Origin of the sequence: Tropicibacter oceani (assembly GCF_029958925.1) — a bacterium.
Taxonomy (GTDB): Bacteria; Pseudomonadota; Alphaproteobacteria; order Rhodobacterales; family Rhodobacteraceae; genus Pacificoceanicola; species Pacificoceanicola oceani.
In genome coordinates, this window is sequence record NZ_CP124616.1 from 3,121,951 (window position 1) to 3,141,064 (window position 19,114).

Here is a 19,114-nt window from a genome sequence, read left to right on the forward strand (position 1 = left end):
ATCGGTCGCCCGCAGCGCCCTGCCCCTGCCCCTGTCTCTGCGCGCCGCGCCGGTGGCGCCGCTTTCGTTCCCGGGCAAAGCTGGTACTCTGCCCGCGTTCGCACCCGACCAAGGCCAGCCCGACATGGACCCGCTTTCGCCTGACCAAGCCTTGCACGCCGCCTTTGCCCGGGGCGCGCTGGACAGGTATTTCGACATTCTTCGCGATGCCCCGCGCATCGGCAATGTCGTGCAGGCCACCCGCGCCTGCCTGCGCTCGGACGATCCGGCCGGGAATTTCCGGCTGATCGTTGATCGCCTTGAGCCCGCCCAGACCGACGATCCCGAATTCGAAACGCTTTTGATGCTGCACTGGGACAGGGCCCCCGATTGGTTGCGCGCCTCAGAGGACAAGATCTGCCGCATTCTGGACAATCCCCGGACCAAGCGCTGCCTCGCGATCAACGCCCGGCGCTTTCACCCTGGCGAGTCGCCCTTTGGCCGCGACGTTGCGCGCAGGCTGCCCGCACTGCGCGACAGGCTGTCCCCCGCTGGCCTGCTAAGCGCCGCGCTGTTTTGTCCCGAACCGATGGCGCAGTGGATCGCGCCCTTGGCCGATGCGCTTTTGACCACTGACTTCAATGACTTCACCGAGTTTCTTGGCCTGATCGCCCTGCCCGGCCAGGACGCGCTGCAGGCGCTGTTGTTTGACCATCTCGCTGAATTTCCGGGGCGGCTGGACGGCAGCGGTGACAAGGGATTGCACCTGTTGATCGGCTTCTGGTCCTTTGGCATCACACTTCCCGATGCCGCGCAGGCCGGGTTGCGGCGCGACGCCCAGGCCAGCCCGGCGCTGCAGGATTCGCCATTCTGGCAAAACCGTTTTGCCCCGGCCCTGCGTCTGCTGGACAGGCATGTCGCCTGCCCGCCATTGCCCGCCGGTACAGCGCCGCCAAGGATCTTTGTCGCGGTGATCGGGCAGTTGCGCGGCCATGCGCAGACCCTTGCGGGATTTCACGCCTTTCTGGGCCAGCTGCCCGATCCCATCGTCATCGTCGACAGCTGGACAAGCACGGGCACCAAACTGCCCACCACCATCGACACCGTCGAGCGCGCCTTTCGCGGCGCGCTGGCCGACCGCCTGCGCCGCCACCTTGCCAGCGCCGCACTGACCGCCGACACCTTTGCCACGCGCCTGCCCAATCTGTGCCGGTTCATCCAGTCGCAAGGCCGCGCCGATGCTGCTGCCGTGCAGGCCGCCTATGGCGCCGCCAGCATCGTTCTCGAGGACGATACCCCGGACGACATCGCATCACTGCCGAACCCCGCCAAACAGCTGCGGCGCTTTCAAAGCGCCTTGCGGCAGATCCGGGGCTTTGACCCGCGCCCCGATGATCTGGTGGTGCGGGTGCGGCCGGACATGACACTGGACGCCGAGTCCGTGCCCGAACTGCCACTGGGGGAAATGATCGACAGGGTGCAGCGCAGCGGCTGCCTGTTCACCGGCAAGGCCAGCGATACGGCGGCGCGCTGTGTCACCTGGGCCAAAGGCCCCGCCGTCGACGACAATTTCGCCCTTGGCCGCTATCACGAGATGCAAAGCTATCTGGGGGTACTGGACTGGGCCGAGGGCGATGACGACGCGCAGACCCTGGCCACCCCAGCCGAAGCGCATGCCACGCTGGGCTGGCGGCTGTTCACCCAAGGCATCCGCCTGGAAAACGCCGGCTACCGGGGGCACTTTGTCTCTGAAGTTTTCGGCGGCTCCGAAGGCCTGATCGCGGCCCTGCGGCTGGATCTGGCACAGGCCGCGGACAGCCCACAGGGCGCCGCATTGATCGCCGACCTGATCGCCGCCGCCGAGGGCGATCTGCACGCCGCGCCCCCCGCCTGAAACCTCCCTGCGCCGAACGAGCTGCCGGTCAAAACCGGCCAGGCCTTGCGAATTGCCGCCCAGGCCGCTGAAGGGTCTTGCCATGTCCGTTACGTTATAACATAACGACTCCATGTTATAGAGTAACACTCGCGTACGGAATCAGGAGACCGGATGAGCGAAAGGCGTACCCCCCAGACGGCTTTGCCGCGACATTGCCAAGGGGCTGGGTTGCGCAGCGCCAAGAGCGTTGCAGACCGCACAATCACCCACACCGCCCGGCGCATTCCGCGTCCGAGACCTGAAAACGCGCCACGGAGCAAAGGACATGAAACGCAACCTGGCATCCACCCTGCGCCGCCGCCGCCGGTCTGACCCGATGCGCACCTATGACACCCTGCCGCGCCCGCTGCGGGCGTGGATCGCGCAGGCCGCGCTGCCCTGGTCGCCCGCCTCGTGCCTGCGCATCTGGCGCAAGGCCCGGGCCCAGGGCGCGGCGCCCGAAACCATCCTGGACCGGCTGGACCGGGCCGAGCAAAAGGCGCTTTCCCGCGACCGGCTGGCGCCTGGCGCGCTGGACGCCGCCCGGGCGTTGCATTGACCCGCATTTGTCTTCATCTATCTGAAACGAAAGGACTCGACATGAAACCGATCCTGCTGACCCTTGCCGCCGCCACTGTGGCCACCGCCGCCGCCGCGCAGGACACGCGCGAAATGGACGCGCATGTCCATGGCGTGTCGACCGCCGAAATCGCGTTGGAGCATGGCACCCTGGTTATCAACATCGAGGCCCCCGGCATGGATGTCGTCGGGTTCGAATACGCCGCGACTTCGGCGCAGGACAAGGACGCGGTCGAAGCGGCGATCCGCACTCTGCTGACGCCCGAAAACATCCTGACCCTGCCGCAGGACGCCGACTGCCGCCTGACCGAGGTGCTGGCGCATCTGCACGGCGCCGACCACAAGGACGACGATCACCCCGAGACCATGGCCGACGACGACCACGGGCATGAGGATCACGACGATCATTCAGAGCACGATGACCACGATGAGCACGCCGAAGATGCCCAGCACAGCGCCTTTCACGCCCGCTACATCTTTGCCTGCGAAACCGAGGACGCCCTGACCAGCATCGGCTTTCCGTTTTTCGAACGCTTTGAAAACGCCCGCGAAATCAGGGCGCAATACGTGACCGAAACCGGCGCCGGACAGGCCGGGATCACGCGCGACGCCAGCGAACTGGCGCTGGACTGACCATGCAGGACGCGGCACTGACACTGCGCGACGTAGGCTTTCGCTGGCCGGGGCGGGACGCATTCGGGTTGTCGGTGCCGGATTTTGCCTTGGCGCGGGGCGAAAGCCTGTTGCTGCTGGGCGAAAGCGGGTCGGGAAAATCGACGCTGCTTTCGCTGATCTGCGGGATCGTGACCGCCGATCACGGCCAGGTCGCCGTCGGCGGAACCGATCTGGCAAGCCTACGCGCCGGGGCGCGCGACAGGCTGCGCGCCGAACAGATCGGCGTGATCTTTCAGCAGTTCAACCTGCTGCCCTATGCCAGCGTGTCCGACAACATCCACCTGCCGCTGCGCTTTGCCCCGGCCCGGCGCAAACGCACCACCCCGGGCGAGGCCGCGGCGCTTTGCGCGGCGCTTGGCCTGCCCGCAGGCATCCTGTCGGCCCGCGCCGGTCGGCTGTCGGTTGGCCAGCAGCAGCGCGTCGCGGTGGCCCGCGCCCTGATCGGGCAACCGCCGCTGATCGTCGCGGACGAGCCGACCTCGGCGCTGGATGCCGCGACGCAGGATGGCTTTCTGGGCCTGCTGTTCGAACGGATCGCGGCCAGTGGATCGTCCCTGTTGATGGTCAGTCACGACGAACGGCTGGGCCGGCGCTTTGACCGCGTTGTGCGGCTGAGCGACATCGTGCAGACACAAAGGACGGCGGCATGATCGTGCGACTTGCCCTTGGATCGTTGATGGCGCGGGCCCTGACGGTTGGCATGACGGTTCTTGCTATCGCCCTGTCGGTCGCGCTGTTTCTTGGGGTCGAAAAGATCCGCACCGGCGCGCGCGCCAGCTTTGCCGATACGATATCGGGCACCGACCTGATCGTCGGGGCGCGCTCGGGGTCGGTGCAGCTGTTGCTGTATTCGGTCTTTCGGATCGGCAATGCCACCAACAATGTCAGCTGGCAAAGCTATCAGGACATCGCCAGCCGCCCCGAGGTGGACTGGATCGTTCCCATTTCCCTGGGTGACAGCCACCGGCAGTTCCGGGTGATGGGCACGACCGGGGCGTTTTTCGAACACTACCGCTTTCGCGGCGGCAGATCGTTGCAGATCGGCCAAGGTCACGGGCTGCAGGACCTCTATGACACCGTGATCGGCGCCGAGGTCGCGGCCACCCTTGGCTATGCGGTCGGCGATCCGATCGTGGTGTCGCATGGGCTGGCCTCGTTTACCGACCATGACGATCAACCCTTTCGCGTGGCCGGGATCATCGAGCGGACCGGCACGCCGGTCGACCGCACCGTGATCGTCAGCCTCGAGGCGATCGAGGCGATCCATGTCGACTGGCAGACCGGCGCGCAGACCCCCGGGCAGGCCACCCCGGTCGAGCGCATCCGGCAGATGGACCTGACCCCGTCGGCGGTGACGGCCGCGCTGGTCGGGGTCAAATCCCGGCTGCAGGTCTTTGGTCTGCAACGCTGGATCAACGAATTCCCGGAGGAACCGCTGCTGGCGATCCTGCCGGGCGTCGCGCTTCAGGAACTGTGGCAGATCGTCGGGCTGGCGGAAACGGCGCTGATCGGCGTGTCGGCGATGGTCGTGGTCACGGCGCTGCTGGGCATGATGGCGATGATCTTTTCATCGCTGAGCGAACGGCGCCGGGAAATGGCGATCTGGCGGGCCATGGGCGCGCGTCCGGCGACGATCCTGGGTCTTCTGGTGCTCGAGGCGGCGCTGATGGCGGCACTGGGGGCGGCGCTGGGTCTGGGCCTGCTATACCTTGCGCTGTTGGTGGCGCAGCCGATGCTGGATTCGGCCTTTGGCCTGTGGCTTCCGCTCGACCCGCCAAGCGGGCGCGAACTGCTGGTTCTTGCAGCCGTGATCGCCGCTGCGGCGGTTTCCAGCCTGTTGCCGGCGCTGCGGGCCTATCGCCTGTCGCTGGCCGATGGCATGATGGTGAGGATATGACACAACGACTGCTTCTTTCCAGGCGGCGCTTTCTGGCCGCAATGCCCGCCGCGCTGCTGCCGGTGGCCGGTCTTGCCGCGCCGTTCAACGAAATCACCTGGGATGACCTGATCCCGCTGGGGGTTCCCTATGGCGAAATCATCGGCCCCGGCCAGATCGACGAGGCAAACGATACCTGGAACCCCGAATACGACGCCAACGGCAAGATGGTGGACACCAGTCTTGACGGCATGGCGGTGAAACTGCCCGGGTACATCATCCCCTTTGACACCACCGCCGAGGGCGTCACCAGCTTCATGCTGGTGCCCTATGTCGGGGCCTGCATCCACACGCCGCCGCCGCCCCCGAACCAGTTGGTCTTTGTGACGACTGCAACGCCCTGGCCGTCAGAGTCGATGTGGGAGGCGATCTGGGTGTCCGGACGCATCTCGGCCAAGGCCATGTCGACGCAGATCGGCGATGTCGGCTATCAGATCACCGCAGACAAGATCGAGGCCTACGAATGGTAGCAAAGTCCCCCCATCGCCGCGCGGTCCTGCTGGGCCTGTCCGCCGCCGCGCTTGTCGGGCCAGCCCTGGCCGAAGCGGTGACTGACCTGGAATGGAAGGACCTGCTACCCGAAGGCGACCCGTCGTTGCCCGGCAACCTGCTGGGCATCCTGCCCCATGACGAAAGCAGCATGGCCGCGCGCCAGCCGATGTCGACCGGCACCCGCACCGACTGGAACGGGCAGATCGTGCGCCTGTCGGGGTTCATCGTTCCGGTCGACCACAAGGGCACCGGGGTCACGGCCTTTATCCTGGTGCCGTTTGTCGGGGCCTGCGTGCACGTCCCGCCGCCGCCGGCCAACCAGCTGGTCTTTGTCACCACGGGCACGCCCTACGAAAGCTCGGGCATGTTCGAGGCCGTGACCGTTACTGGCATGTTCGGAACGGCGTCGACCGCCACGCAGCTGGCCGACATCGGATATGCGCTGTCGGCGGATGATATCCGCCCGTTCCGGCGATAGCGGCCAAAGGCGCCCGAGGGCCGCAGCCCTGCCGCATGCGCCCCTGCCCGCCGCCTGTCAGGCTTCCAGCTCGGCGTCCCAGTACAGGAAATCCATCCAGCTGTCGTGCAGGTGATTGGGCGGGAATTTGCGCCCAAGGTTCAACAGATCCTGCGCGCCCGGCTGGCGCGGCGGCTTGCGCAGCGAAAAGCCGACCTGGCGCAGGCTTTTCGACCCTTTCTTGAGGTTGCAGGGCGAACAGGCCGCCACCACGTTTTCCCAACTGGTGATCCCGCCCGCAGCGCGCGGGATGACGTGATCAAAGGTCAGCTCGGTCCTGCTGCCGCAGTACTGGCACAGGAATTCATCCCTCAGAAAAAGATTAAAGCGCGTGAAGGCCACGCGCTTTCTGGGTTTTACGTAATCTTTCAGGACAACGACACTGGGTATTCGCAGCGTCATGGTCGGGCTGTGCACGACCTCGTCGTATTCGGCCACGATGTCCACCCTGTCCAGGTAGGCCGCCTTGATCGCCTCCTGCCAGGGCCAAAGGCTGAGCGGATAATAGGACAAGGGCCTGTAATCCGCGTTCAGCACCAAGGCCGGGTGCTGTTTCAATGCGCCCGGTTCCCGGACAAATGAAGTTCTGAAATCGCCGTCCATGGTGGGACTCGTCCTTCGCCCTGTCTGCCTGTCCACAAGCACCAGAGCGGGGAGACCCGCCCCGGCTTTGGTTCACTATATCTCGCGTTTGCCAACTGGCAACCCCCACAAGACTTGTGCCCGCCCCCAAGGCTGACACAGGTGGGAAACGCCTATGTGACAGGCAGATCGCCCTGGGCGGGATGCCCTGCAGGGCGCGGCCATGGCGGCGATCAGAATCCGCATTTGTCGCGCAGGAAGGCCAGGCAGACGCCCAGGCCATCGGGCGAAATCCCGTGCGCCGTGCCCTTCATCACATGGGCATAGACCTCTTTCCAGCCTGCGCCCTGCAACGCCTCGGCGGCCAGCGGCATGGATTGCGGCGGCACCACGTCGTCCTGATCGCCATGCACCAGCAGCACCGGGGGGCGCGATACGACCTCGTCGCTCAGCAGTTCGGGCTCCAGCAGGCGACCGGAAAAGCCGACCACACCTGCCACCGCATCTTCGCGGCGCGGCGCGACGTGCAGGCTCATCATCGTGCCCTGGGAAAAGCCGACCAGCGCCACCTGTTCGGGCATCAGGTCTTCGTCGACCATCAGCGCGTCAAGAAAGGCGTTCAGATCTTCGACGGCGCGGTACATGCCCTCGCGCGATTCCTCTTCGGACGACCCGTCGATCCAGGGGATCGGGAACCACTGAAAACCGAACGGCGCCCCGGCGCAGCTTTCGGGCGCGTCGGGCGACACGAACAGCGTGTCGGGCAGATGCTCGGCCAGGGGATCGGCCAGCCCCAAAAGGTCCGCGCCATTGGCGCCATAGCCGTGCAGGAACACCACACAGGAGCGCGTTTCGCCCGATACGGGCTCTTTGCGCCCGGTTTGAAGTACACGAGTCACGCCAGACCCTCCCTTTGCTTTTCAACATGGTAGTAGGCCCACAGGATGCGCGCCGCAACCGATCTCCATGGGCTCCATGCTTCGGCCATCTGCCGCAGGGCGCGGTCCTTGGGCCGGTCTTCCAGATCGAACAACAGCCGCGCGCCTTCCTGCAAGGCCAGATCGCCCGGCGCAAAGACATCGGCGCGGCCAAGGCTGAACATTGCATAGATTTCCGCCGTCCAGACCCCGATTCCCTTGACCGCGGTCAGGGTCTGCACGACCTGATCCGAAGGCGCGGCGCGCAATGCGCCATAGTCGATTCCCGCCTGCGCAAGCGCATGGGCATAGCTGGCCTTTTGCCGGCTGAGGCCAAGCGCGCGCAGGTCCTCTTCGCTGACCGACAGGATCGCCTGCGGTGTGACCATGCCTGCGCCCTCCAGCTTGGCCCAGATCGCCCGGGCCGAGGCGACGCTGACCTGCTGGCTGACGATCGCCGACAGCAACTGGCCAAACCCATCGGGCCGCAGCCGCAGCGGCAAAGGTCCGGTCTGCTGCAAGGCCTGCGCCCAGCGGTCATCCTGCGCCGCCAGCCAGGCCGCGCCTTCGGTCACGCAGGCATCGCCCTGAATGACGCGCTCTAGTGCCGCTTCAGCCATTCCAGCGCCTCCTTCACGGTTTCGACGCGCGGCCCGCCGGGACGGCGCGGCCGGTCGATCATCGCCACCGGCAGACCCAGACGCCGCGCCGCCTCCAGCTTGGGCCAGCCGCCGGTTCCCCCTGCATTGCGCACCAGCAGCCAGTCGATCCGTTCCTTGCGCAAAAGCGCCGTCTCATGCGCCACGGTAAAGGGTCCGGCGCCGTACAGAAACCGCCCACGCTGCAGGGGAAAGGCCAAGCGCGCATGGCCGATCCGCCGCACAAGGCAATCCGCCCCCAGCGCGCGAAAGGCAGGCAGGATGTCCCGCCCCGTGGTGATCAGCACCCGCGCGCCTTTCGGAATGACGCGCGCGGCGTCTTGGGGGCGGCGCAGCGCGACCCAGCGGTCGCGCGGCCCTGCCCGCCATTCGGGCCGGACCAGTTGCAACCGCACGATCCCCGCTGCATCGCAGGCGCGGGCGACCGCAAAGGCCGTCGTGTCGTCACAAGGATGGGCCGCCTCGATCACGATGCGCGCGCCCTGCCCGGCCAGCCAATCGGCAGTGACCGGCCCGCGCTCTGGCGCGACCGGCCAATCCATCGCCACCCGTTCGCGCACCGGCAGGCGCACCTGCGCGCCCGGCAGGGCCCGCGCCAGCCCCAGCGCCTCGGCCGAGCCGCCTATGATCACAACCTCTGTCATGCCCCTTCCTTAAGGCGCGGCCGCGCGTGATGCCATAGCCCGCCGCAAGGCGCTGAATGTACCCACACAATTTGCCGCGCCACGCGATACATTCCCCACTTGCGATATCTGGCAGCCAGGCTTACCCATTTGCCCATGACACAGGTTTCCGACAGCTCAGCCCGGCGCAACGTTGCCGTCCTGGTCGCCGCGCAGGCGATCCTGGGCGCACAGATGCCGATGATCTTCACCATTGGCGGGCTGGCCGGCCAGTCACTGGCGCCCAACCCCTGCTTTGCGACCTTGCCGATCTCGCTGATCGTGCTGGGGTCGATGCTGGCGGCGACGCCGGTGTCCAACCTGATGCAAAAGCTGGGGCGGCAAAAGGGGTTCATGCTGGGCACGCTGGGCGGCGCGCTTGGCGGCGCGGTCGGCGCCTATGGGCTGTACCTTGCCTCGTTCCCGCTGTTCCTGCTGGGGTCATTCCTGACCGGGATCTACATGTCGGCGCAGGGGTTTTACCGCTTTGCCGCCGCTGACACCGCGTCCGATGCATTCCGGCCCAAGGCGATTTCCTATGTCATGGCGGGGGGGCTGGTTTCGGCCATCATCGGCCCGCAACTGGTCAAGCTGACCGCCGATGCCTATGTGATCCCCTTTCTTGGCACCTATATCGCCGTGATCGCGGTGAACGTCTTTGGCTCGGGGCTGTTCTTGTTCCTGCGCATCCCCAAACCGCCGATCCCGTCTATGGACGCGCCCAAGGGCCGGTCGCGGATGGAACTGCTCAAGACCCCGCGCATCGCCGTCGCGGTGATCTGCGCCATGGTGTCCTATGCGCTGATGAACCTTGTGATGACCTCGACGCCGCTGGCGGTGGTCGGCTGCGGCTTTGACAAGGGCGACGCGGCCGATGTGGTCACGGCCCATGTGCTGGCCATGTATGTGCCGTCCTTCTTTACCGGTCACCTGATTGCCCGCTTTGGCGTGGAAAAGATCGTGGCTGCCGGGTTGGTGATCCTTGCCGCCGCCGGGGCCGTGGCCCTGTCGGGGGTCGAGCTGGAGCAGTTCTTTGTCGCCCTGATCCTGCTGGGCGTCGGCTGGAACTTTGGCTTTATCGGCGCGACCACGATGCTGGCCGGCGCGCACGAAGCGCATGAGCGCGGCCGCATGCAGGGCCTGAACGATCTGCTGGTGTTCGGCGGCGTGACCTTTGCGTCCTTGTCTTCGGGCGGTTTGATGAACTGTTCGGGCGGCACCGCGCAACAGGGCTGGACCGCCGTCAACCTTGCCATGGCGCCCTTCCTTGTGCTGGCAGGCGGCGCGTTGATCTGGCTGGCCCTGCGGCCCAAGGACGATCCGGTCTAGCCCCGCCTAGCGCGCTGCCCAAAGCAGGCGCCAACGCCTGCCGAACTCGCTCAGGCTGACGCGGCCTTCGGCCACCGCCGCAGGATCGCTGGCGATCTGCCGCAGCAGGGGCGCGGCCTGCCAGAATTCCAAGGCCGCCGCAGCGGGGGCTTTGCCCAAGCGCCGCCGCAACGCGCCCAGCCCGCCCGCCGTGCGCAGGGCCTGCAATTCACCACTGGCCAGTCGCGCCACGGCCTCGGCCCGCCCATCGGGCAAAGGCAACTTGGCCCGCGCTTCGAGTTCCGGCACCGCCCGCAGATAGCGCACCAGCCCCGAGGCCCGGCCCCAGGCCAGCAGCCCGGCATCCGGTTGACCAGCGCCCAAGGCCCCCGCCGCCGCATGGGCCAAGGCCCCGGCCGTGCGCTCAAGATAGCTCAGCAAGGCGGCCTCGTCCTCGAACGGGGCCTTTTCGATATCCAGGCGCCGCGCCTCAACCAGATCGCCCAGCCGCGCCGCGCCTTCGGGGCCGATTGCCAAGGCCAGGGGCGTGACCACCTCGTGCCGGCGCACCATGCCGCCCGCGCGGATTTCCTCCAAAGCGTCAGCCCACCATTGCAGGCGCATCTGGGCAATCATCGGTTCCTTGGTGACCCAAGGGGCGCGGCTGACCTCGACGTTGAAGGCGTAGATCGGGAACAGGACCGCGCGGGCCGCGACCGGGGCGGCCATGGCGGCCATGAACCGTTCCGGGTCACCTTGTTCGACCAGCCGCGCACAGGCGACAAGGTCGGGATTGTTCTGGAACGGATCGCTCATTCAGGCCGCCTTGTCACGCAGAGCGCATAGCCGAAGTCTTCCCAGTGGCGGCGCCACAGGGCGATCTCGGCCGCGCCTTCGTCCAGCACCCGGTTCAGCGCCGCATCAGCCCCGGGGCGCAACTGTGCAATGCGCTTTTCCATCGGTTGATAGTAAGCCTCCAACGAGGCGCGCGGCAGGATCTTTTGCCCGACCGGTTCCAGCCCCGCCGCCCGGATCATCCCGTCAAGATGCGTGACCGGCCTGATGGCGGGATATTCGGCCTCAAGGGCTGTGCGCAAGGCCGCGTCCGGTTCGCCCCCCCGGAACACCAGTTCCGAAAAACACAGGATGCCGCCGGGGCGCAGTTTGCCGCGCATCACGTCAAGGCCCTCGCGAAGACCGAGGAAATAAAGCGCGCCGGCGCACCAGATCACGTCGAACGGGCCTTCGGCATCCTGCATGTCGCCGGTCATCAGGGTGACGCGGGAATCCCGGCCCCAGCGTTTCGCGGCCTGCGCCACGAAAGGCGCATGCGCATCGACAGCCGTCACATGCCCCCCGGGCGCCGCCGCCAGCAACAGCGCCGCGATATCGGCGCCGGGGCCGCAGCCTGCATCCAGAATGCGCGCCCCTGGCTGAACGCCGCCCAGACCAAGCGCCCAGGCCACATCCTCGGGGCGGCCCGGCCCTTCGCGCGGCAAATCGCTGTGCAGCGTGAAGAACTCCGCGCTCATCACAGCCCCCGGTCGCGCACCAGCTTCCAGCGCACCGCGTCCAGCAGCGCCTCGAAACTGGCGTCGACGATGTTCGCGCTGACCCCGACCGTCGACCAGCGCCGGCCCTTGCCGTCCTCGCTGTCGATGGTCACGCGGGTCACCGCCTCGGTCCCGCCTTGGGTGATGCGCACTTTGAAATCGACCAGACGCATGTCGTCGATAACGTCCTGATAGGGGCCCAGATCCTTGGCCAGCGCCTTGGACAGGGCGTTCACCGGGCCGCGATCGCAGCCCTCTTCGTCCATCGACTCGGACACTGACAGCTTTTTCTCGCCGTCGACCTTTACCACGACGACCGCCTCGGACAGGCTGACCATGCGGTTGTACTTGTTCTTGCGCCGCTCGACGGTGACGCGGTAGCGCTTGACCTCGAAGAAGTCGGGCAGTTGCCCCAGTTCGTCCCGCGCCAACAGCTCGAAACTGGCCTGGGCGGTGTCATAGGAATAGCCTTCGCTTTCGCGTTCCTTGACCCGGTCCAGAATGCGGGCCAGCGCCGGGTTGCCCGGTTCGACCTGCAACCCCGCCTCGGTCAGGCGTTTGCGCAGGTTCGACTGCCCCGCCTGGTTGGACATCGGAATGATGCGTTCATTGCCCACCAGTTCCGGCGCGATGTGTTCATAGGTCGACGGATCCTTGAGGATCGCGCTGGCATGCAGCCCCGCCTTGTGCGCAAAGGCCGAGGCCCCGACATAGGGCGCCTGTTTGGTCGGCACCCGGTTCAGGATGTCATCCAGCATCTGGCTGATGCGGCGCAGGCCCGACAGCGCCTGCAGGCTGACGCCGGTTTCGAACTGGCTGGCAAACGGTTCCTTGAGCATCAAGGACGGGATGAGAGAGACAAGGTTGGCATTGCCGCAACGCTCGCCCAGCCCGTTCAGCGTGCCCTGCACCTGCCGCGCCCCCGCCAGCACCGCCGCCAGCGACCCGGCCACCGCGTTGTCGGTGTCGTTGTGGGTGTGGATGCCCAGCGACGCGCCCGGAATGCCCGCCGCGATCACGTCGCTGACGATCTGCCCGATCTCGTGCGGCAAGGCGCCGCCATTGGTGTCGCACAGCACGACCCAGCGCGCCCCGGCGTCCAGCGCCACCCTGAGGCAGTCCAGCGCATAGCCCGGATTGGCCTTGTAGCCGTCAAAGAAATGTTCCGCGTCAAACAGCGCCTCGCGGCCCTGCGCCACCAGATGCGCCATGCTGGCCCGGATGTTTTCAAGGTTCTCGTCCAGCGTCACGCCAAGCGCCTTGGTCACATGGTAGTCGTGGCTTTTGCCAACCAGACAGACCGCCCCGGTCCCGGCGTTCAGAACCGCCGCCAGCACATCGTCATTTTCAGCCGAGCGCCCGGCCCGCTTGGTCATGCCAAAGGCGGTCATGCGCGCGCGGGTTTGCCCGACCTCGTCGAAAAAGGCGCTGTCGGTGGGGTTCGCCCCCGGCCAACCGCCTTCGATGTAATCGACACCCAAAGCGTCGAGGGCGGCCGCGATGCGCAGCTTTTCACCGGTGGAAAACTGCACGCCCTGCGTCTGCTGCCCGTCGCGCAGGGTGGTGTCGTACAGGTACAGACGTTCTTTCATTCTATAGCCTCTAGTACGCTTCTTGCCACGTGCAACATGTATGCGCTGATCATTGCGTCACCATCGACTGACTTTTCTCCGTCAATGAGTGCCGTGCCGAAAATACTCTTGCGCTGTTCAACAGAAAGCTTCTTGAAGTATTGGCTTGGATGTTCGAGGTCAGTTGTAGGCTGCACTCTGCCATCGGGAAGGTCTTTGATCGTCACGCCATACTCTTTTAGCAAATCCCTAATTTTGTCGGCTTTCTCATAGTCCCGATTTTCCCGAGCCGCTTTTCTAAGGGCGAATACATCTCTTAAGGCTTCATGGCTCTCTTGTGCGAGCAAACTCCGATCGAACCACCGACCAAGGTTGTCGGTCAAAAGCCCAAGTAATCCAGCCCCTGCTTTCAGCATTTGTTTTAGACCCGTTGGGACATCAGCATCATTTCTAGCCGCAGCTTCGAATAGATCGTCAGGAATATTGTAGACATTTTTTGCGCCTTTCGCCGTTGCATCGGCATTTCGAACCGCTTCTGCAATTCGGTGCAGTTCGGCAATTGCGCCGGCGGTGTTCAGATCATCCGCCACCAGCGCCACGACTGCCTCGGGGACCGGGCCCGCCACAACGCCGTTCACCATCTTGCGCCACTTGCGCAGCGTGGCCTCGGCCTCGCGCGCCTTTTCCGCCGTCCAGTCCATCGGCTTGCGGTAATGGGTGCTCAGCATGACAAAGCGGATCACCTCGCCCGGCACGCCGGGCAGACCGTCATGGCCGTCCAGCAGATCGCGCACGGTGAAAAAGTTGCCAAGGCTCTTGGACATCTTCTTGCCCTCGACCTGCAGCATTTCGTTGTGCAGCCAGACCCGGGCAAAGCCGCCCTTGGGGTGGGCGCAGCAGCTTTGCGCGATCTCGTTCTCGTGGTGCGGGAACAGCAGGTCGTTGCCGCCGCCGTGAATGTCAAAGGTCTCGCCCAGCAGCTCATAGCTCATGGCCGAGCATTCGATATGCCAGCCGGGCCGCCCGCGGCCCCAGGGGCTGTCCCAGCCCGGAACATCCGCATCCGACGGTTTCCACAGCACGAAATCCATCGGATCACGCTTGTAGGGCGCCACCTCGACCCGCGCGCCGGCGATCATGTCATCGACGCTGCGCCCGGACAGCCGCCCATAATCCTTGTAGCTGTCGACCGAGAACAGCACATGGCCCTCGGCCTCGTAGGCGTGGCCCGATGCGATCAGGTCGGAAATCATCGCGACCATCTGCGGGATATACTGCGTGGCGCGCGGCATATGCGTCGGCTTCATCACGCCGACCGCGCCCATGTCGTCCAGATACCACTGTGTCGTCTCTTGGGTGATCTCGCCGATCGAGCGCCCGCTTTCCTTGGCCCGCGCGTTGATCTTGTCATCGACGTCGGTGAAGTTGCGCACATAGGTTACATGCTCGGGGCCATAGACCTGCCGCAGCAACCGGAACAGCACGTCAAAGACGATCGCCGGGCGCGCATTGCCGATATGGGCGCGGTCATAGACCGTCGGGCCGCAGACATACATGCGCACATTCTGCGGGTCCAAGGGCTCGAACCGCTCTTTGCGGCGGGTCATCGAATTGGTCAACGTGATCGGCATGGTCGCTCCTTGCGCGAAGGGTCGCGGCGGGCTTAGCAACTTCACATTGGGATTGGAATAGAAAGAGCGGCCCACCGAGGATGTCAGTGGGGAATGCAGCCAATAATCAGGGTCGCGGCGCTTTTCATGCCGTTTGCATAGCACGCCCTGCGCGCCGCGCCAAGCGCCGGCGCGCAGGGGGATCAGTGGCGCCGGAACAGGCGCGGGCGGGCGCAGCGCCGCCCCAGCCGTGCCAGCGTCAGGTCACACTGCAAACGGTGCGGATAGCCAAGGAACAGCACAAGGTCAGTCATAGCGGACCAACTCGTATTCGACGCCGCCGGGTCCGTCGAAATAGAACCGCCGCCCGGGTTCATAATCGGCGTGGCTGTGCGGCTCATAGCCGGCGGCTTTGACCCGCGCCTCCATCGCGTCCAGATCATCGACGATCAGGCCGACATGGTTCAAACCGGCGGCATGCACATAGCGCGTTGCCTGCCCCGTGGTGACGCCCTTGGGCGAATACAGCGCAAGATAGCTGTCCTTGCTGCCCACATGCACCGAATAGCCATCGTCCAGCGAGGCCCCTTCCCAGCGCACCGTCCAGTCGAAAAGCTGGCAAAGCTGCTGCGCCGTGGCCTTGGCATCGGCGACCGTGATGTTGGCGTGTTCCAGTTGGATTGGCATGTCATCTCTCCTTTGCTTGACAGGACCCAGCCTAAGTCTTCAACCTGACTTGAAGGCAAGCACTAAGAACCGAAGGAAATCAAGATCATGCCAAAGGACGGACTGACAATCGGCGATGTGGCAGCGCGTACCGGGCTGGCCCCTTCGGCCATCCGCCATTACGAATCCCAGGGGCTGGTCTTTCCGTCGCGCAACGACGCAGGCCAGCGCCGCTATGCCCGCGCCGACATTCGCCGGCTGTCCTTCGTGCTGATCGCCCAGCAGCTTGGCTTTTCGCTGTCCCGGATCAAGGACCAGCTGGCCGCCCTGCCCGACAACCGCGCCCCGACGAAACGCGACTGGCAACGGATTTCCAGCCGCTTTGGCCGCGATCTGGACGCGCGCATCGCCCAGATGACCCGCCTGCGCGATCGGTTGGACGGCTGCATCGGCTGTGGCTGCCTGTCCCTGGAAAGCTGCCATTTGTACAACCCCGAGGACCGCGCGGCGCGCCAGGGCACAGGCCCACGGCTGGTCATCGACAAGGCACTGGACGACTAGCCCAGGGCCCGGCACAGTGACACCATGACCCGTGAAACCGTCAACGCAATCTGCAAGGCCCTGCCCGGCGCGCAGTGGTCCGACCCCTGGGGCGGTGGCCACGATGCCTGGAAGGTCGGCGGCAAGATGTTCGCCACCATCGGCGCGGTGCAGGATGGTGTTTCGGTCAAGACCCCGTCGATCGAGGACGCCGCCCTGCTGATCGACCTCGGGCGCGCCGAAAAGGCCCCCTATTTTCACCGCTCCTGGGTGCGCCTCGATTGGACCACCCTGCCCGAGGACGAGCTGCGCGTGCGCATCGAAACCTCGTACCGGATCATCCTGAACAGCCTGCCGAAAAAGGTGCAGCGCGAAATAAACGCGCCCCCGGCCTAGTCAGGCAGAGGGCGCGCAGGCTGGAGGGCGGGCCGCTGGCCCGCAAGGGCCAGCCGGGGCGGGCTTCAGGCGCGCCTCAGTTGCGCTCGGCCTCCAGCTTGCGATAGGCGGCGACATTGGCGTTATGCTGGTCCAGCGTTTCGGCAAAATTGTGCCCGTCGCGCGGGTCCAGCGTTTTCGCCACGAAATAGATGTAATCCGTGTTCGCCGGGTTCAGCGCCGCCTCGATGCTGGCGCGGCCAGGGTTGGCGATGGGCGTCGGCGGAAGACCCGGGATCACATAGGTGTTCCAGGGGGTTTCCTTGCGCAGTTCCGATTGCCGCAAACCGCGCCCCAGCGGGCCCTCGCCCTTGGTGATGCCATAGATCACCGTCGGGTCGGTCTGCAGACGCATGCCGCGGTCCAACCGGTTCACAAAGACCGATGCGACGTCGAACCGTTCATCCGGGCCGCCGGTTTCCTTCTCGATGATCGAGGCAAGGATCAGCGCCTCTTCGGGGGTTTTCAGCGGCAGACCATCGTCGCGGTCCTGCCAGGCCTGCGCCAGGATCACCTCTTGGGCGGTCTGCATCCGGGCAATCACATCGGCGCGGCTGTCGCCGGGGCTGATTTCATAGCTGTCGGGGGCAAGGCTGCCCTCATCGGGCACCGCGACCTCGCCTTCCAGCACGTCGATCTGGCCCAGTTCATGCACCACCTGCCAGCTGGTCACGCCTTCGGCCAGGGCGACGCGAAACCGCGTGTCGCCGCGTTCGCGCACCTGCAGGTATTCTGCCGGCACATCGCCCTCGCCGGGGTCAAAGCTGGCCTTTTCCTCGTAGCGCCCGGTGGCCGGGTCGATCTCGCGGACCTGCACGGTGGCTGCCGTGACCCCGATGCGATAGACCACCTCGGTGCCGCAGGTCGATGCGCCGCCCTTGGTCACGATATCGACGATCTCGGCCATGCTGGCGCGTTCCGGCACCAGGTAGCTGCCCGCCTTCAGGCTTTGCGTCCGGTCCGTGTAATCGGCGCCCAGTCGAAAGATCGACGGGTTGCTGATCGCGCCCTGCTGGGCCAGATCCTCGGACACCCGCTTCATGTTGGTGCCGCGCGGCACCTCGACACAGATCGCCTGCGCCAGCGGACCATCGGATTGATACTGGTTCTGCCCCCACAAAAGGACGCCGCCGAAAAGAAAGATCGCGACAACCAGAAAGGTCAGCGCGTTCGATGCGATGTGTCGCCACATGAGCTCAGCTTACCTTTCCGAAGATGACCGAGGCATTGGTCCCGCCAAATCCGAACGAGTTCGACAGCGCATAGGTGATCGCGCGCTCGCGCTTGGCGTTGGGGGCCAGGTCCAGCGGGGTTTCCACCGCCGGGTTGTCCAGGTTGATCGTCGGCGGCGCGACCTGGTCGCGGATCGCCAGGATGCTGAACACCGCCTCGATCGCGCCCGCCGCGCCCAACAGGTGGCCGGTGGCGGATTTGGTCGACGACATGGTGGCCGTTCCGGCAGCATCGCCCAGCAGGCGTTCGACCGCCCCCAGTTCGATGGTGTCGGCCATGGTGCTGGTGCCATGGGCGTTGATGTAGTCAATCTGCGACGGCTCCAGCCCGGCATCCTTCAGCGCCGCGCGCATGCTGCGCTCGCCGCCTTCGCCGGTCTCGGAGGGGGCGGTGATGTGATAGGCATCGCCCGTCAGACCATAACCGCAGACCTCGGCATAGATCTTGGCGCCGCGCGCCTTGGCATGTTCGTATTCTTCCAGAACGACCACGCCCGCGCCTTCGCCCATGACGAACCCGTCGCGGTCCGCGTCATAGGGGCGGCTGGCCTTGGTCGGATCATCGCCGCGCTTGGTCGACAGCGCCTTGCAGGCGTTGAAGCCCGCGATGCCGATCTCGCCGATCGCCGCCTCGGCGCCGCCGGCCACCATGACATCCGCATCGCCGTACTTGATCAGTCGCGCCGCATCGCCGATGGCATGGGCGCCGGTCGAACAGGCGGTCACAACCGCGTGGTTCGGCCCCTTGAAGCCGTATTTGATCGACACGTTGCCCGAAATCAGGTTGATCAGCGCCCCGGGAATAAAGAAGGGCGACACGCGCCGCGGTCCCTTTTCCTTGATCAGCAGCGCGGTGTCGGCGATCGAGTTCAGCCCGCCGATCCCCGATCCGATCATCACGCCGGTGCGCTCGCGCGCCTCGTCGTCCTGCGGCGCCCATCCGCTGTCGGCCACGGCCTGCGCCGCTGCCGCCATGCCGAACAGGATGAATTCGTCGACCTTGCGCTGTTCTTTCTTGTCCAGATAGGCATCGGGGTTGAACGTCCCGTCCGAGCCGTCCCCGTACTTGACTTCGCAGGCATAGTTGGTCGCCAGGTGACTGGCGTCGAACTTCTTGATCGTGCCTGCGCCGGATTGCCCGGCCAGCAGACGCTTCCAGGTTTCCTCGACCCCATCGGCCAGCGGAGTAACCAATCCCAGTCCTGTGACGACAACGCGACGTGCCATGGCTGTGCCCTTCCTCGTGTATGTTCTTTTCCGCCTATAGCCTGTCGGGGTCAGTGGGG

Annotated in this window: 21 protein-coding genes; 10 read left to right on the top strand and 11 right to left on the bottom strand. The window is 65.6% G+C overall.

Features of this window, described 5'->3' with window-relative positions; translation table 11 throughout:
• Positions 1 to 124 precede the first annotated feature (124 nt).
• From QF118_RS14970 to QF118_RS15000, 7 genes are all read left to right on the top strand, one after another.
• Positions 125 to 1,873: a hypothetical protein gene (locus QF118_RS14970; RefSeq protein WP_282299844.1), complete on the top strand. Its 1,749-nt coding sequence runs from the start codon at positions 125 to 127 to the stop codon at positions 1,871 to 1,873.
• Positions 1,874 to 2,180: 307 nt separating this feature from the next.
• Positions 2,181 to 2,453, top strand: coding sequence for a DUF6525 family protein (locus QF118_RS14975; protein ID WP_282299845.1), 273 nt, complete (start codon positions 2,181 to 2,183; stop codon positions 2,451 to 2,453).
• 41 nt (positions 2,454 to 2,494) lie between these two features.
• Positions 2,495 to 3,106 carry a zinc uptake protein ZrgA gene (gene zrgA / locus QF118_RS14980; RefSeq protein WP_282299846.1) on the top strand — a complete coding sequence of 204 codons (612 nt, stop codon included), beginning with the start codon at positions 2,495 to 2,497 and terminating at the stop codon, positions 3,104 to 3,106.
• A gap of 2 nt (positions 3,107 to 3,108) precedes the next feature.
• On the top strand, positions 3,109 to 3,798 hold the full coding sequence (locus QF118_RS14985) for an ABC transporter ATP-binding protein (protein ID WP_282299847.1): 690 nt from the start codon (positions 3,109 to 3,111) through the stop codon (positions 3,796 to 3,798).
• Complete coding sequence (locus QF118_RS14990) at positions 3,795 to 5,045, top strand: ABC transporter permease (protein ID WP_282299848.1); 1,251 nt, start codon at positions 3,795 to 3,797, stop codon at positions 5,043 to 5,045. Before QF118_RS14985 ends, QF118_RS14990 begins: the two co-directional genes overlap by 4 nt.
• Positions 5,042 to 5,554: a DUF3299 domain-containing protein gene (locus QF118_RS14995; RefSeq protein ID WP_282299849.1), complete on the top strand. Its 513-nt coding sequence runs from the start codon at positions 5,042 to 5,044 to the stop codon at positions 5,552 to 5,554. The genes QF118_RS14990 and QF118_RS14995 overlap by 4 nt, the downstream gene beginning before the upstream one ends.
• Positions 5,548 to 6,054, top strand: coding sequence for a DUF3299 domain-containing protein (locus tag QF118_RS15000; RefSeq protein WP_282299850.1), 507 nt, complete (start codon positions 5,548 to 5,550; stop codon positions 6,052 to 6,054). The genes QF118_RS14995 and QF118_RS15000 overlap by 7 nt, the downstream gene beginning before the upstream one ends.
• A gap of 57 nt (positions 6,055 to 6,111) precedes the next feature.
• On the opposite strand, the gene QF118_RS15005 is transcribed toward QF118_RS15000, so the two are convergent.
• The 4 genes from QF118_RS15005 to QF118_RS15020 all read right to left on the bottom strand — a co-directional run bounded on the left by QF118_RS15005 (position 6,112) and on the right by QF118_RS15020 (position 8,895).
• Positions 6,112 to 6,696, bottom strand: a complete 585-nt coding sequence (locus QF118_RS15005) for an HNH endonuclease (RefSeq protein WP_282299851.1) — start codon at positions 6,694 to 6,696, stop codon at positions 6,112 to 6,114.
• A gap of 212 nt (positions 6,697 to 6,908) precedes the next feature.
• Positions 6,909 to 7,574, bottom strand: a complete 666-nt coding sequence (locus QF118_RS15010; RefSeq protein WP_282299852.1) for an alpha/beta hydrolase — start codon at positions 7,572 to 7,574, stop codon at positions 6,909 to 6,911.
• Positions 7,571 to 8,212 (bottom strand): DNA-3-methyladenine glycosylase family protein, encoded by a 642-nt coding sequence (locus tag QF118_RS15015; RefSeq protein ID WP_282299853.1) that lies wholly within the window; start codon positions 8,210 to 8,212, stop codon positions 7,571 to 7,573. Before QF118_RS15015 ends, QF118_RS15010 begins: the two co-directional genes overlap by 4 nt.
• Complete coding sequence (locus QF118_RS15020; protein WP_282299854.1) at positions 8,194 to 8,895, bottom strand: precorrin-6A/cobalt-precorrin-6A reductase; 702 nt, start codon at positions 8,893 to 8,895, stop codon at positions 8,194 to 8,196. The genes QF118_RS15015 and QF118_RS15020 overlap by 19 nt, the downstream gene beginning before the upstream one ends.
• A gap of 135 nt (positions 8,896 to 9,030) precedes the next feature.
• Between QF118_RS15020 and QF118_RS15025 the strand changes: the two genes are divergently transcribed.
• Positions 9,031 to 10,242 (top strand): MFS transporter, encoded by a 1,212-nt coding sequence (locus QF118_RS15025; RefSeq protein WP_282299855.1) that lies wholly within the window; start codon positions 9,031 to 9,033, stop codon positions 10,240 to 10,242.
• Positions 10,243 to 10,248: 6 nt separating this feature from the next.
• Here the strand turns inward: QF118_RS15025 and QF118_RS15030 are convergent, their stop codons facing one another.
• From QF118_RS15030 to QF118_RS15050, 5 genes are all read right to left on the bottom strand, one after another.
• Positions 10,249 to 11,037 (bottom strand): squalene/phytoene synthase family protein, encoded by a 789-nt coding sequence (locus QF118_RS15030; protein ID WP_282299856.1) that lies wholly within the window; start codon positions 11,035 to 11,037, stop codon positions 10,249 to 10,251.
• Positions 11,034 to 11,753, bottom strand: coding sequence for a class I SAM-dependent methyltransferase (locus QF118_RS15035; RefSeq protein ID WP_282299857.1), 720 nt, complete (start codon positions 11,751 to 11,753; stop codon positions 11,034 to 11,036). Before QF118_RS15035 ends, QF118_RS15030 begins: the two co-directional genes overlap by 4 nt.
• Positions 11,753 to 13,366 carry a citramalate synthase gene (gene cimA, locus QF118_RS15040; protein ID WP_282299858.1) on the bottom strand — a complete coding sequence of 538 codons (1,614 nt, stop codon included), beginning with the start codon at positions 13,364 to 13,366 and terminating at the stop codon, positions 11,753 to 11,755. The genes QF118_RS15035 and cimA overlap by 1 nt, the downstream gene beginning before the upstream one ends.
• Positions 13,363 to 14,976 carry a cysteine--tRNA ligase gene (gene cysS, locus QF118_RS15045; protein WP_282302495.1) on the bottom strand — a complete coding sequence of 538 codons (1,614 nt, stop codon included), beginning with the start codon at positions 14,974 to 14,976 and terminating at the stop codon, positions 13,363 to 13,365. Before cysS ends, cimA begins: the two co-directional genes overlap by 4 nt.
• A 285-nt stretch (positions 14,977 to 15,261) precedes the next feature.
• The gene (locus QF118_RS15050) at positions 15,262 to 15,642 is read right to left on the bottom strand and encodes a VOC family protein (RefSeq protein ID WP_282299859.1); all 381 of its coding nucleotides are present in this window, start codon (positions 15,640 to 15,642) and stop codon (positions 15,262 to 15,264) included.
• 87 nt (positions 15,643 to 15,729) lie between these two features.
• Between QF118_RS15050 and soxR the strand changes: the two genes are divergently transcribed.
• Both soxR and QF118_RS15060 read left to right on the top strand, forming a co-directional pair.
• Positions 15,730 to 16,182 carry a redox-sensitive transcriptional activator SoxR gene (gene soxR, locus QF118_RS15055; protein ID WP_282299860.1) on the top strand — a complete coding sequence of 151 codons (453 nt, stop codon included), beginning with the start codon at positions 15,730 to 15,732 and terminating at the stop codon, positions 16,180 to 16,182.
• Between the two features lie 24 nt (positions 16,183 to 16,206).
• Positions 16,207 to 16,557 carry an MmcQ/YjbR family DNA-binding protein gene (locus QF118_RS15060; RefSeq protein WP_282299861.1) on the top strand — a complete coding sequence of 117 codons (351 nt, stop codon included), beginning with the start codon at positions 16,207 to 16,209 and terminating at the stop codon, positions 16,555 to 16,557.
• Positions 16,558 to 16,633: 76 nt separating this feature from the next.
• On the opposite strand, the gene mltG is transcribed toward QF118_RS15060, so the two are convergent.
• Both mltG and fabF read right to left on the bottom strand, forming a co-directional pair.
• The gene (gene mltG / locus QF118_RS15065; RefSeq protein WP_282299862.1) at positions 16,634 to 17,788 is read right to left on the bottom strand and encodes an endolytic transglycosylase MltG; all 1,155 of its coding nucleotides are present in this window, start codon (positions 17,786 to 17,788) and stop codon (positions 16,634 to 16,636) included.
• A 4-nt stretch (positions 17,789 to 17,792) separates the two neighbouring features.
• Positions 17,793 to 19,055, bottom strand: a complete 1,263-nt coding sequence (fabF, locus tag QF118_RS15070) for a beta-ketoacyl-ACP synthase II (protein WP_282299863.1) — start codon at positions 19,053 to 19,055, stop codon at positions 17,793 to 17,795.
• Positions 19,056 to 19,114: the final 59 nt, after the last annotated feature.

What these genes read in the sequence shown, in the direction of transcription:
- QF118_RS14970 (WP_282299844.1), top strand. Translation starts at nt 125, where the DNA reads ATGGACCCGCTTTCGCCTGACCAAGCCTTGCACGCCGCCTTTGCCCGG.
- mltG (WP_282299862.1), bottom strand. Translation starts at nt 17,788, where the DNA reads ATGTGGCGACACATCGCATCGAACGCGCTGACCTTTCTGGTTGTCGCG.
- soxR (WP_282299860.1), top strand. Translation starts at nt 15,730, where the DNA reads ATGCCAAAGGACGGACTGACAATCGGCGATGTGGCAGCGCGTACCGGG.
- QF118_RS15030 (WP_282299856.1), bottom strand. Translation starts at nt 11,037, where the DNA reads ATGAGCGATCCGTTCCAGAACAATCCCGACCTTGTCGCCTGTGCGCGG.
- cimA (WP_282299858.1), bottom strand. Translation starts at nt 13,366, where the DNA reads ATGAAAGAACGTCTGTACCTGTACGACACCACCCTGCGCGACGGGCAG.
- QF118_RS14990 (WP_282299848.1), top strand. Translation starts at nt 3,795, where the DNA reads ATGATCGTGCGACTTGCCCTTGGATCGTTGATGGCGCGGGCCCTGACG.
- QF118_RS15000 (WP_282299850.1), top strand. Translation starts at nt 5,548, where the DNA reads ATGGTAGCAAAGTCCCCCCATCGCCGCGCGGTCCTGCTGGGCCTGTCC.
- cysS (WP_282302495.1), bottom strand. Translation starts at nt 14,976, where the DNA reads ATGCCGATCACGTTGACCAATTCGATGACCCGCCGCAAAGAGCGGTTC.
- QF118_RS15060 (WP_282299861.1), top strand. Translation starts at nt 16,207, where the DNA reads ATGACCCGTGAAACCGTCAACGCAATCTGCAAGGCCCTGCCCGGCGCG.
- QF118_RS15025 (WP_282299855.1), top strand. Translation starts at nt 9,031, where the DNA reads ATGACACAGGTTTCCGACAGCTCAGCCCGGCGCAACGTTGCCGTCCTG.
- QF118_RS14975 (WP_282299845.1), top strand. Translation starts at nt 2,181, where the DNA reads ATGAAACGCAACCTGGCATCCACCCTGCGCCGCCGCCGCCGGTCTGAC.
- QF118_RS15035 (WP_282299857.1), bottom strand. Translation starts at nt 11,753, where the DNA reads ATGAGCGCGGAGTTCTTCACGCTGCACAGCGATTTGCCGCGCGAAGGG.
- fabF (WP_282299863.1), bottom strand. Translation starts at nt 19,055, where the DNA reads ATGGCACGTCGCGTTGTCGTCACAGGACTGGGATTGGTTACTCCGCTG.
- QF118_RS14985 (WP_282299847.1), top strand. Translation starts at nt 3,109, where the DNA reads ATGCAGGACGCGGCACTGACACTGCGCGACGTAGGCTTTCGCTGGCCG.
- QF118_RS15050 (WP_282299859.1), bottom strand. Translation starts at nt 15,642, where the DNA reads ATGCCAATCCAACTGGAACACGCCAACATCACGGTCGCCGATGCCAAG.
- QF118_RS14995 (WP_282299849.1), top strand. Translation starts at nt 5,042, where the DNA reads ATGACACAACGACTGCTTCTTTCCAGGCGGCGCTTTCTGGCCGCAATG.
- QF118_RS15005 (WP_282299851.1), bottom strand. Translation starts at nt 6,696, where the DNA reads ATGGACGGCGATTTCAGAACTTCATTTGTCCGGGAACCGGGCGCATTG.
- QF118_RS15015 (WP_282299853.1), bottom strand. Translation starts at nt 8,212, where the DNA reads ATGGCTGAAGCGGCACTAGAGCGCGTCATTCAGGGCGATGCCTGCGTG.
- QF118_RS15020 (WP_282299854.1), bottom strand. Translation starts at nt 8,895, where the DNA reads ATGACAGAGGTTGTGATCATAGGCGGCTCGGCCGAGGCGCTGGGGCTG.
- zrgA (WP_282299846.1), top strand. Translation starts at nt 2,495, where the DNA reads ATGAAACCGATCCTGCTGACCCTTGCCGCCGCCACTGTGGCCACCGCC.